Genomic DNA, 11,857 nt, shown 5'->3' with positions numbered 1-11,857 from the left:
GTGCGAGCCGACCTAGGCCGTGTCCGGTGAATCGCGGAGCCAGAGGATGATCGCGGCGATGGTGAGTTCGGAGCGGTAGTAGGCGGCGCGTTTGGTGAAGCGGGTGGCCAGCGCGCGGAACTGCTTGAGTCGGTTGAAGCAGCGCTCGACGACGTTGCGGCCTTTGTAGATCTCGGTGTCGAACGCGGGCGGGCGCCCGCCTCGGCTGCCCCGACGTAGCCGGTGGCCGGCGTGGTCGGCCTTCTCGGGACTGGTGAACGCGATGCCCCGGGCGCGCATCGCTCGTCGGGTCGATGGGCTGGAGTACGCCCTGTCGGCGAGCACCCGGTCCGGACGCTTGCGCGGGCGCCCCGGCCCGTCGCGCTTCACGGCGACCTGGTCGAGCAATGGCACCAGCTGCGGGTTGTCACCGGCCTGGCCGGGCGTGAGGATCACGCTCATAGGTAGGCCGCGCCCGTCCGTGGCGAGGTGGATCTTGGACGTCAGTCCGCCGCGCGAGCGGCCGAGTGCCTCGCCCTCGAGGGCGAGGTCGTTGACCCACCCTGTCTGACAGCCCCCTTTTTGCGGGCTCCCGCCGCGTGGTGGTGGGCCCGCACGTGCGTGGAGTCGACCGAGAACACCCACTCGACCTTCCCGACCGCGTCGTCCTTGACCTGCACGTGGTCCAAGATCTTGTCCCAGGTACCGTCCGCGGTCCACAACCGCAACCGCTCGTGCGCCGTCTTCCATGGGCCGTACTTGGCCGGCACGTCCCGCCACGGCGCCCCGGTGCGCAGCCGCCACAAGATCGCGTTGATCACCTGCCGGTGATCACGCCACCGCCCACCACGCCCGGTCGCGACCGGCAGCAGCGGCTCGATCCGCGCCCACGCCGTGTCAGTCAGCTCACCACGCCCTACACCCACAACCCGGACATTACCGGACACATGCAAAGAACATTCGCAGGACAGGCCCTAGGTCTGATGGAGGCGCTGGTCCCTTGATCTCGAACTTGGCCCTTGATACCTGGTGGGCAAGCCAGGCACCGTTCGCGAGCTCAGTGTGCGCGACTTCCCCGAGGCAGTCGAAGAGGCATTCAGGGCTGTCCAGTGGATCCAGCCGAGGGTTCCCCGACGCCCTTGACGGCCTTCCCTGGGCCGGATGGTCGATTCAGAGGACCTGCGGTCGGCGTGCTGGTTCGACCCGAACAGGGGATCGTGCTTCGAGACGACGCCAGGATCGGCGCCGTCTCCGCGATCTGCGCGAACTCGGTTTCGGTGCGGATCCGACCAGGACAGACCAAACGGTCAGCGATCGCTCCATCAGGTGTGCGATGGATGTCGCAAGCTATGCCAGCGCTGTAGAGCCCGCGAAGGTCCTTCTCGGTCGTGAGGTCGATGAAGCCGGTTAGCGAACGTCCAGATAGGTAACGCAAGACGCCTGGTGGTGGGCCCGGAGGGACTCGAACCCCCGACATCCACGGTGTAAGCGTGGCGCTCTAACCAGCTGAGCTACAGGCCCCGGAACAGCGGAGCACAGCCTACCGGGTGCGCACCCCGCCACCGGCCACGCCGTGTCGTGACGGCCCGCGCGAGGACCGCCGTGGGCCACTCCGCCGTGCTCGTCGACGCGGTGCGCCCGCGTCAGAGCTGTTCGAGCGCCCGTCGGTAGCCGTCGAGGTCGCGGCGCTGCCCGCGCGGGTTGACGACGGACCAGCGCACGATCCCGTCGGCGTCGAGCAGGAACGAGCCGCGCAGGGCGAGGCCGTTCTCCTCATCGAGCACGCCGTAGGCCCGGGCGACGTCGCCGTGGGGCCAGAAGTCGGAGAGGAGGTCGAACTCGAAGCCCTCCTGGGCCGCCCACGCCTTCTGCGTGAACACCGAGTCGCAGGAGATGCCCAGCAGGGTCACGCCGGCGGCCTCGAAGTCCTCGAGGTTGTCCCGCAGCTCGCAGAGCTCGCCCGTGCAGATGCCGGAGAACGCGAACGGGTAGAACACGAGGAGCACCGGCCCGCCGCGCAGGTCGGCGAGGTGGACGGGCGTGCCGTGCGTGTCGGGCAGCGTGAAGTCGGGCGCCGGGTCTCCCGGCGCGGGCGGCACGGCCCGCAGGGCCGTCGCGCCCCCGTCAGCGACCGCGGCCACGGGTCCCGAGCTTCGTCGCGGACCAGTCGGGCGCGATGGCGAACGTGCTCGTCGCGTGCAGCCCGGCCGTGGTCGCGGCCTCCTGGATGTCGTTGTGGCCCACGTGCCCGGACCGGCCCGGCTTGGGCGTGAGCACCCAGATGAGGCCGCCGTCGTCGAGCACGGTCTGGACGTCCACGAGCAGGTCGGTGAGGTCGCCGTCGTCCTCGCGGAACCAGACGATCACGCCGTCGGTGACGTCGTCGTAGTCCTCGTCGACGAGCTCGCCGCCGACGAGCTGCTCGAGCTCACCGCGCAGGTCGTCGTCGACGTCCTCCGACCAGCCGAACTCCTGCACCACGTTGCCGGGCGCGAACCCCAGGCGGTCCGCCCCGAGGGGTCCTGCGGTGTCGGTCACTGTCGTGTCGTTCCTTTCCTCGTCCTGTGCGTCCGTGCGGCGGGCCGTCCGACGCGCGGGCGGACGCCCGCGCGCACGACGACCTGCCGTGTCTGGCAAAGGTAGCCCACCGGAGGATCCGTTGCTTGGCAAGGTGCCTCCCACGGACACCCGGTCCGGCACGTGGTGCCCGGACCGTCGTCGGGCCGTCGTCGGGCACCGCGCCCGCACGACGCCGGGACACCTCCCCTCCGGGCCGTGTCGCCGAAATCACGCCCTCTTGACCACCCGATGGTGTGACTTACGCGCGCGTTGTGAACACAATGGGTAGACCACCCTGGTCTCGTGAAGAGGCGCGGTCGCCACCAGCGGCCGCGGCCGCGCGCCCGGAGTGGCCCCGAGACGGGTGTCGGCCGTGTACCGCGCGGCCGTGCGCCCGGCATCCGACGAGATATGAGGTTGCTGGTGGCTTCGTACGACGAGACCGGACCGCTGATCAACGGTCTGCTCAGCCAGGTTCCGGACTTCGACCCCGCCGAGACCGGCGAGTGGGTCGAGGCCCTCGACGGCCTGATCGACGACCGCGGGGGCCCTCGCGCCCGCTACGTCCTGCTGAACCTGCTCAAGAGGGCCCGGGAGCGCAACGTCGCCGTCCCGACCTCCTTCACCACTCCGTACGTGAACACGATCGGTGTGCACGAGGAGCCCTACTTCCCCGGCGACGAGGCGCTCGAGCGCCGCTACCGCTCGTGGATCCGCTGGAATGCGGCCGTCATGGTGACGCGCGCGCAGCGGCCCGGCATCGGCGTCGGCGGCCACATCTCCTCCTACGCGTCGGTGGCGACGCTGTACGAGGTGGGCCTCAACCACTTCTTCCGCGGCAAGGACCACCCCGGCGGCGGCGACCAGGTCTACTTCCAGGGCCACGCCTCCCCCGGCGTGTACGCGCGCGCGTTCCTCGAGGGCCGCCTCTCGGCGGACCAGCTCGACGGGTTCCGCCAGGAGAAGTCGCACGCGGGCGGCGGCCTGCCGTCGTACCCGCACCCCCGCCTCATGCCGGACTTCTGGGAGTACCCCACCGTCTCCATGGGCCTCGGCCCGGCGAGCGCGATCTACCAGGCGTGGACGGACAAGTACCTGCACAACCGCGGGATCCGCGACACGGACCAGCAGGACGTGTGGGCGTTCCTCGGCGACGGCGAGATGGACGAGCCCGAGTCGCGCGGCATGCTCCAGCTCGCGGCGCAGCAGCAGCTCGACAACCTGACGTTCGTCGTGAACTGCAACCTGCAGCGCCTCGACGGCCCGGTGCGCGGCAACGGCAAGATCATCCAGGAGCTCGAGGCGCAGTTCCGCGGCGCGGGCTGGAACGTCATCAAGGTCATCTGGGGCCGCGAGTGGGACGTCCTGCTCAACGCGGACAAGGACCGCGCCCTGGTGAACCTCATGAACGCCACGCCCGACGGCGACTACCAGACGTACCGTGCGGAGTCCGGCGCGTTCATCCGCGAGCACTTCTTCGGCCGCGACCCGCGGACCAAGCAGCTCGTCCAGAACATGACCGACGACGACATCTGGAACCTCAAGCGCGGCGGCCACGACTACCGCAAGATCTACGCGGCGTACGCGGCGGCTCGCGCCCACACGGGCCAGCCGACGGTCATCCTCGCGCACACGGTCAAGGGCTACGCGCTCGGCCCGACGTTCGCCGGCCGCAACTCGACGCACCAGATGAAGAAGGTCGGCCTGGCCGACCTCAAGTCGCTGCGCGACTCGCTGCGCATCCCGATCACGGACGCCGAGCTGGACGCGAACCCGTACGAGCCCCCGTACTACCACCCGGGCCCGGACGCGCCGGAGATCCAGTACCTCCTGGGCCGTCGTCAGCAGCTCGGCGGGTTCGTCCCGGAGCGCCGCTCGTCGCCCAAGCCGGTCACGCTGCCGGGCGACAAGGCGTACGAGGTCCTCAAGCGGGGCTCGGGCCAGCAGGAGATCGCCTCCACGATGGCCTTCGTCCGGCTCCTCAAGGACCTCATCAAGGACAAGGAGTTCGGCAAGCGCATCGTGCCGATCATCCCGGACGAGGCTCGCACGTTCGGCCTGGACTCGATCTTCCCGTCGGCGAAGATCTTCAACACCCAGGGCCAGCACTACCTCGCCGTGGACCGCGAGCTCATGCTCAGCTACAAGGAGTCCGAGGCCGGGCAGATCATGCACACCGGCATCAACGAGGCCGGTTCCGCGGCCGCGTTCCAGTCGGTCGGCACGTCCTACGCCACGCAGGGCGAGGTCATGGTGCCGTTCTACATCTTCTACTCGATGTTCGGCTTCCAGCGCACCGGCGACCAGTTCTGGGCGGCGGGCGACCAGCTCACGCGCGGGTTCATCATCGGCGCGACCGCGGGCCGCACGACGCTCACGGGCGAGGGCCTGCAGCACGCCGACGGCCACTCGCCGATCCTCGCGGGCACGAACACGGCCATGGTCCAGTACGACCCGGCCTACGGGTACGAGATCCGCCACATCGTGCGCGACGGCATCGAGCGCATGTACGGCCCCGGCGAGCACGGGGTCGGCGCGGACGGGCGCGACCAGAACGTCATGTACTACCTGACGGTGTACAACGAGCCGATGGTCCAGCCGGCCGAGCCGGAGGACGTGGACGTCGAGGGCATCCTCAAGGGCATCCACCGCATCTCCGTCGGCGAGGGCGACGGGCCGCGTGCCCAACTCCTCGCCTCGGGCGTGGGCGTGCCGTGGGCGCTGGAGGCGCAGCAGCTCCTCCACGACGACTGGGGCGTGGCGGCCGACGTGTGGAGCGTGACGAGCTGGAACGAGCTGCGCCGCGACGGCCTCGCTGCCGACCAGGCCGCGTTCCTCGACCCGGGCGCCGAGCCGCGCGTCGCGTACGTCACGGCCAAGCTGTCCGGCGCCGAGGGCCCGTTCGTCGCGACGAGCGACTACGACCACCTCGTGCCCGACCAGATCCGCAAGTGGGTCCCGGGCGACTACGAGGTGCTCGGGGCCGACGGCTTCGGGTTCTCGGACACCCGCGCGGCGGCCCGCCGGCACTTCAAGATCGACGGCCCGTCCGTCGTCGTGCGCACGCTGCAGGCGCTCGCCAAGCAGGGCAAGATCCCTGCGGACGCGTCCGCCCAGGCGATCGAGAAGTACCGCCTGATGGACGTCACCGCCGGCACGTCCGGCAACGCGGGCGGCGAGTCCTGACGCTCCCCGCCCGGTAGCACGACGACGGCCGGTCACCCCGCGGGGTGGCCGGCCGTCGTCGTACGGGCAGGCGGGTGGCCCGACGGCGGGCGGCGGTCCCGCCTCGTCCCGCCCGGGCGGGTGGTCAGGTCCCGGCGCGGTGCTGCTCGGCCTGCGCGACGGTGCGCTCGAGGTCCGCGCGCAGGGACGCCACGCCCTGAGGGTCGCCGTACTCGACCAGCGACTCCAGGTGGTGCCGTGCCTCGAGGGGACGGTCGGCCTCGATCGCGGCGAGGACGAGCTGGCGCCCGACCTCGGGCTCGTGCTCGCGCGCGCGCCAGTGCCCGACGCCCAGGCCCAGCGCCTCGACGGGCAGACCCGCGGTGCGCAGCACCTCCATCGACTGCGCGAGCGCGCGGCCGGACGGGTCGCGCTCGGCGGCGGTCGCGAACCGGCGCAGCGCGGCCTCCTGGTCGTCGTCGAGGGACAGCCGCCCGAGCTCGACGAGCGGGTACCACCCCTTGGGGTGCCCGGCGAGCTCCTCCGCGAGCGCCCAGACCGCGAGGTCGGCGGCGCGCTGCTTCTCCGTCTCGTCCGCGGGGGCGGCGAGCGGGTCGTCCGTGGCCGGCCCCTCGGCGGCGCGGCGCCGGACCAGCTCGGCGAGCGCCCGGAACGCGCGCTCGTCGTTGGGGTCGTCGACGAGCATGGCCCGCAGGGCGTCCTCGTGGACCGTGTCCCCGCGCTTCTCCCCGGACCGTGGGCGGCGCGTGCCGACGGTCGACGCGGACGTCGGCCGACGCATGAGCTGTCGGAGTCGGGGCATGAGGGCCATGTCCCGACCCTAGCGGGTCGTCCGGACGCTCACCCAGCGGCCCGGGTCGGACGCCGTCGGGCTCGGTGCGGGCCTCGGTGCGGGCGCGGCCCTTTGTGGACTGTCCACAAGCCCGGACCGTATGCTCGGCGCGTGACGGCCACCCCCAGGACGCCCGCGAGCGCGTCCGCCCCGAGCGGCCCGACGGGCAACGCGGACAACCTCCAGCGCCTGCGCGACGGGAGCGGCCTGCTCATGTCCGCGGCCCTGCGCCGCCTGGACGACGAGATCCCGTGGTACCGCGAGCTGCCCGCCGAGGACCGCTCGTACGTCGGGCTCGTGGCGCAGTCCGGCATCACCGCGTTCGTCACCTGGTACGCGGACCCGCTGGCCCCGCCGCACGGCGTGAGCGACATCTTCGCGGCGGCGCCGCCGGAGCTGACACGCTCGATCTCGCTGCAGAACACGCTCCAGCTGGTCCGCATCGTCGTCGAGGTCGTGGAGGCGTACTCCGACCAGCTCGCCGCCCCCGGGGGCGAGCGCGACCTGCGCGAGGCGGTCCTGCGCTACTCGCGCGAGGTCGCGTTCTCCGCGGCCGAGGTCTACGCGCGCGCCGCCGAGGTGCGGGGCGCGTGGGACGCGCGCCTCGAGGCCCTCGTCGTCGACGCGCTGATCCGCGGCGACGGGGACGACTCGCTGCGCTCGCGGGTCTCGGCGCTCGGCTGGGGCGGCCACGGCCCGACCCTGGTCATGGCGGGGACGATCGCCTCGACGCTCGACGAGGTGCGCACGGCCGAGCTGCGCCGCGCGACGCGCCGCGCGGCGGGCGACGCGCTCGTGGGCATCCACGGCGACCGCCTCGTCCTCGTGCTCGGCGGGGAGGGCGACCTGCAGGCCGCGGCCGCGTCGCTCCTGCCGCGGTTCGGCCCCGGCCCGGTCGTCATCGGCCCGACGGTCCCCGGCCTGGAGGAGGCGGCGCGCTCGGCCCAGGCCGCGCTCGCGGGCCTGCGCGCCGCGCCGGCGTGGCCCCAGGCGCCGCGACCGGTCCTCGCCGACGACCTGCTCCCGGAGCGGGTGCTCACGGGCGACACGACGGCGCGCCGCACGCTCGTCGCGCAGGCGTACCGGCCGCTCGCGGAGGCGACGGGGTCGGTGCTGGAGACGTTGTCGGCCTACCTGGGCACGGGTCGGTCGCTCGAGGCGGCCGCCCGCTCGCTGTACGTGCACCCCAACACGGTGCGCTACCGCCTGCGCAAGGTCTCCGAGATCACCGGGTGGGACCCGCTCGACGCGCGCGAGTCGTTCGTGCTGCAGGTCGCGCTCGCGCTCGGGCAGCTCTCCACCACGCGCTGAGCCCGGCCGGGCGCCGGGTCGCCCGCAGGACGCGGCTGTCCGGACCGCCTTGTAGGTTCGGCACAATCACCCTCCGCAAGGTTGGTGCGGGTCGTGACGTGGCGCGAGAGCCGCGGGTTGGCACAGTTGACGGGTGCTCGCCGTCTTGTGCCCTGGACAGGGCTCCCAGTCCCCCGGAATGCTCGCCCCCTGGCTCGAGCTGCCCGGCGTCGCCGACCAGGTCGCCACGTTCGGCGAGGCCGCGAGCCTCGACCTGCGCGCGCACGGGACGGAGTCCGACGCCGACACGATCCGTGACACCGCGGTCGCCCAGCCGCTCATCGTCGCGTCGTCGCTCGTCGCCCTGCGGGTGATCCTCGACGGCCGGGACACCGCGGACGTCGTCGACGTCACCGCGGGCCACTCGGTCGGCGAGCTCGCCGCCGCCGCGGTCGCGGGTGCGCTGACCGACGTCGGCGCGGTCGGGCTCGTCGCGCACCGTGCGCGCGCCATGGCCGCGGCCGCCGCCGCGACGCCCACGGGCATGAGCGCGGTCGTCGGGGGCGACGCCGAGGAGGTCCTCGCCGCGATCGAGGCCGCGCACCTGTGGCCGGCGAACGTCAACGGCGGCGGCCAGGTCGTCGCCGCCGGGGCGCTCGACCACCTCGCCGCGCTCGCGGAGAACCCGCCCGCCAAGGCGCGCGTCATCCCGCTCCAGGTCGCCGGGGCGTTCCACACGCCGTTCATGCAGCCCGCGCTCGAGGAGTTCGAGCCGGTCGCCGCGTCGTGGGACGTCACCGACCCGCGCCTGCCGTTCCTCTCGAACGCCGACGGTGAGTCGTACGCGACCATCGACATCGAGGGCAGCACGTCCGGCAAGGCGCGCGACGTCGTCCGGCGCCTCACCGCGCAGATCGCCGCCCCCGTGCGCTGGGACCTGTGCCAGGAGACGCTCGCCGAGCTGGGCGTGACCGCGATCCTCGAGCTCGCGCCGGGCGGCGTCCTCACGGGCCTCGCACGCCGCACGCTCAAGGGCGTCGAGTCGGTGGCCGTGAAGTCGCCCGACGACGTCGAGGCGGCCCGCGACCTGATCGCCCGCCACTCCGTCGTGGGTGGCGCCCCCGCCCCGGGCGACGACGCGTGAGCGGCGTGACGCTGCGCCAGGCCACCGGGCCGGCGTTCTCGCGGATCCTCGCGATCGGGGGCGTCCGCGGCGAGAACGTCGTCACGAACGACGACATCGCCGGGCCGATCGACTCGTCCGACGAGTGGATCCGCCAGCGCACGGGGATCGTGACGCGCCGTCGCGCCGGGGCCGACGTCGACGTGCTCGACCTGTCCGAGGCGGCGGCGCGCGACGCGCTCGCCCGCGCGGGCCTGCAGGGCGCCGACATCGACGCCGTCATCGTCTCGACGGTCACGTACTTCCACCAGACGCCCGCGGCCGCCGCCGTGCTCGCCGAGCGCCTGGGCGCCACGCCCGCCGCCGCGTTCGACGTCTCCGCCGCGTGCGCCGGGTACGCGTACGCCATCGCGCAGGCCGACGCGCTCGTGCGCGCCGGCACCGCGACGCACGTGCTCGTCGTGGGCGCCGAGAAGATGAGCGACTTCATCGACCCGACGGACCGCTCGATCTCGTTCCTCCTGGGCGACGGCGCGGGCGCCGCGATCGTCGGCCCGTCGGACACCCCGGGCATCGGCCCCACGGTGTGGGGGTCCGACGGTGGCAAGGCCCAGGCGATCCGCCAGACCCACGCCTGGTCGGACCTGCGCGAGGACCCCTCGCTCGGGTGGCCCACGCTGCGCCAGGACGGGCAGAGCGTGTTCAAGTGGGCCGCGTTCCAGATGGCGCCCGTCGCGGCCAAGGCCATGGCGGAGGCCGGGGTCGCCCCCGGCGACATCGGCGCCTTCGTGCCGCACCAGGCGAACATGCGCATCATCGACCAGATGATCAAGCAGCTCCAGCTCCCCGACACCGTCGCGGTCGCCCGCGACATCGCGGAGACCGGCAACACGTCGGCCGCCTCGATCCCGCTCGCGACGCGTCGTCTGCTCGACGAGGGCCAGGTCCGCTCCGGAGACCTCGCGCTCCAGATCGGGTTCGGCGCCGGGCTCGTCTACGCGGCGCAGGTGGTCGTCCTGCCGTAGGGGAGAATCACCCTGGACGGACGGCCGCCCTCCCCCGCGGGAGGACCCACGCCGTCGGCGGACCCGTCCGTCGCACGCACCGTCTATCGCTGTACCGCCCGGGACACCCACCCGGGCACCGCCACCGGGACCGGTCGCCGCCGGCCCCACGACAAGGAGAAACCATGGCTTACACCGAGCAGGAAGTCCTCGCCGGCCTCGCGGAGATCGTCGCCGAGGAGACGGGTCTGCCGACCGACGCCGTCGCGCTCGAGAAGTCCTTCACCGACGACCTCGACATCGACTCGCTGTCGATGATGACGATCGTCACGCACGCCGAGGACAAGTTCGGGGTCCGCATCCCGGACGACGAGGTCAAGAACCTCACGACGGTCGGCGACGCCGTGTCCTTCATCACGGGCGCCCAGGCCTGAGCACGCCCCGCCTGCCCCGCAGGCCTGCGGGCGGGTCGGCGTCACCCGCGCCGACCCGCTCGTCCTCCCGCCCCAGAACCCCACCCGAGGAGCACCATGTCCGCCGCTACTGAAGTCGTCGTCACCGGCCTCGGCGCCACCACGCCGCTCGGCGGCGACGTGCCCTCGACCTGGGCCGCGGCGCTCGCCGGCGAGTCCGGCGCCCGCACCCTCGACAACGACTGGGCGGAGCGCTACGAGATCCCGGTGACGTTCGCCGCGACCCTCAAGGTGGACCCCGCCGAGGTCCTGGCGCGGCCCGAGATCAAGCGCATGGACCCCTCCACGCAGTACGCCATCATCGCCGCGCGCGAGGCGTGGGCCGACGCGGGCAGCCCCGAGGTCGACGGCGACCGGCTCGGCACGGTCGTGTCGTCCGGGATCGGCGGCATCTGGACCACGCTGGACGGCTGGGACACGCTGCGCGAGCGCGGCGCCCGCCGCATGCTCCCGATGACCGTGCCGATGCTCATGCCCAACTCCCCCACCGCCTACGTGTCGCTCGAGCTCGGTGCCCGCGCGGGCGCCCACGCGCTCGTCTCGGCCTGCGCGTCCGGGGCCGAGGCGATCGGCTACGGCGTCGACATGATCCGCGCCGGCCGCGCCGACGTCGTCGTCGCGGGCGGCACCGAGGCCACGATCCACCCCATGCCGATCGCGGCCTTCGCCGCCTCGCGCACGCTCTCGCTGCGCAACGACGACCCGCAGGGCGCGTCGCGCCCCTACGACGTCGACCGCGACGGCTTCGTCATCGGCGAGGGCTCGGGCGTCGTCGTCCTCGAGAGCGCCGAGCACGCCGCCGCGCGCGGCGCCCGCGTGTACGCGCGGCTCGCCGGCGTCGGCCTGTCGTCCGACGCCTACCACATCACCTCTCCCGACCCGGACGGGCGCGGTCAGGTCGCCGCGATGCGCCGCGCGATCGAGGAGGCCGGGGTGACCGGCCGCGACGTCGTGCACGTCAACGCGCACGCGACCTCGACCAAGGTGGGCGACCTCACCGAGACCCGGTCGATCCGCTCCCTCCTCGGCTCCGACACGGACCACGTGCTGCTGTCGGCGACCAAGTCGATGACGGGCCACCTCCTCGGTGGCGCGGGGGCGCTGGAGTCGATCTTCACGATCAAGGCGGTCGCCGAGCGCCTCGCTCCCCCGACGATCAACGTCGCGAACCCCGACCCCGAGCTCCAGGTGCCGCTCGTGCGCGACACCCCGGCTCCGTTGCCGTCGGGCGACATCGTCGCGGTGAACAACTCGTTCGGGTTCGGCGGCCACAACGTCGCGCTCGCGGTCGCGAGCGTCTGACCGACTCTCCACGGGCCCCGGCGCGAGGGCCTCAACAGCCGTCGCACCGGGGCTCGCGTGCGTCCAGTGCCAGCGGTCTGGATGCCGGGTTCTCGGCCCCTGAGATGGA

The 11,857-nt window shown here is 72.9% G+C and carries 9 protein-coding genes, 1 tRNA gene and 1 pseudogene; 6 read left to right on the top strand and 5 right to left on the bottom strand.

The window, feature by feature from the left end:
• Positions 1-12: 12 nt before the first annotated feature.
• The 4 genes and pseudogenes from ACZ402_RS06545 to ACZ402_RS06530 all read right to left on the bottom strand — a co-directional run bounded on the left by ACZ402_RS06545 (position 13) and on the right by ACZ402_RS06530 (position 2,517).
• Positions 13-905: pseudogene (locus tag ACZ402_RS06545) on the bottom strand (IS5 family transposase).
• A gap of 518 nt (positions 906-1,423) precedes the next feature.
• A tRNA-Val gene (locus ACZ402_RS06540) sits at positions 1,424-1,500 on the bottom strand.
• Between the two features lie 122 nt (positions 1,501-1,622).
• Positions 1,623-2,120, bottom strand: a complete 498-nt coding sequence (locus ACZ402_RS06535; protein ID WP_375824760.1) for a peroxiredoxin — start codon at positions 2,118-2,120, stop codon at positions 1,623-1,625.
• Complete coding sequence (locus ACZ402_RS06530) at positions 2,104-2,517, bottom strand: DUF3052 domain-containing protein (protein ID WP_237843083.1); 414 nt, start codon at positions 2,515-2,517, stop codon at positions 2,104-2,106. The genes ACZ402_RS06535 and ACZ402_RS06530 overlap by 17 nt, the downstream gene beginning before the upstream one ends.
• Positions 2,518-2,961: 444 nt before the next feature.
• Here ACZ402_RS06530 and aceE point away from each other — a divergent pair, with 444 nt between their 5' ends.
• Positions 2,962-5,724, top strand: coding sequence for a pyruvate dehydrogenase (acetyl-transferring), homodimeric type (gene aceE / locus ACZ402_RS06525; RefSeq protein ID WP_375824761.1), 2,763 nt, complete (start codon positions 2,962-2,964; stop codon positions 5,722-5,724).
• A gap of 124 nt (positions 5,725-5,848) precedes the next feature.
• On the opposite strand, the gene ACZ402_RS06520 is transcribed toward aceE, so the two are convergent.
• Positions 5,849-6,535, bottom strand: coding sequence for a hypothetical protein (locus tag ACZ402_RS06520; RefSeq protein WP_375824762.1), 687 nt, complete (start codon positions 6,533-6,535; stop codon positions 5,849-5,851).
• A gap of 132 nt (positions 6,536-6,667) precedes the next feature.
• On the opposite strand from ACZ402_RS06520, the gene ACZ402_RS06515 reads away from it, so the two are divergent.
• The 5 genes from ACZ402_RS06515 (at position 6,668) to ACZ402_RS06495 (ending at position 11,748) form a co-directional block, all read left to right on the top strand.
• The gene (locus ACZ402_RS06515; RefSeq protein WP_374059044.1) at positions 6,668-7,867 is read left to right on the top strand and encodes a PucR family transcriptional regulator; all 1,200 of its coding nucleotides are present in this window, start codon (positions 6,668-6,670) and stop codon (positions 7,865-7,867) included.
• 133 nt (positions 7,868-8,000) lie between these two features.
• Positions 8,001-8,990 (top strand): ACP S-malonyltransferase, encoded by a 990-nt coding sequence (locus tag ACZ402_RS06510; protein ID WP_375824763.1) that lies wholly within the window; start codon positions 8,001-8,003, stop codon positions 8,988-8,990.
• The gene (locus ACZ402_RS06505) at positions 8,987-9,994 is read left to right on the top strand and encodes a beta-ketoacyl-ACP synthase III (RefSeq protein WP_375824764.1); all 1,008 of its coding nucleotides are present in this window, start codon (positions 8,987-8,989) and stop codon (positions 9,992-9,994) included. The genes ACZ402_RS06510 and ACZ402_RS06505 overlap by 4 nt, the downstream gene beginning before the upstream one ends.
• 164 nt (positions 9,995-10,158) lie before the next feature.
• Positions 10,159-10,407, top strand: a complete 249-nt coding sequence (locus tag ACZ402_RS06500; protein ID WP_021482065.1) for an acyl carrier protein — start codon at positions 10,159-10,161, stop codon at positions 10,405-10,407.
• 96 nt (positions 10,408-10,503) lie between these two features.
• Positions 10,504-11,748, top strand: a complete 1,245-nt coding sequence (locus ACZ402_RS06495; RefSeq protein WP_375824765.1) for a beta-ketoacyl-[acyl-carrier-protein] synthase family protein — start codon at positions 10,504-10,506, stop codon at positions 11,746-11,748.
• Positions 11,749-11,857 lie beyond the last annotated feature (109 nt).

It is taken from the genome of Cellulosimicrobium sp. NPDC030954 (genome assembly GCF_055571305.1).
This window is presented reverse-complemented; position numbering and strand designations above follow the sequence as displayed.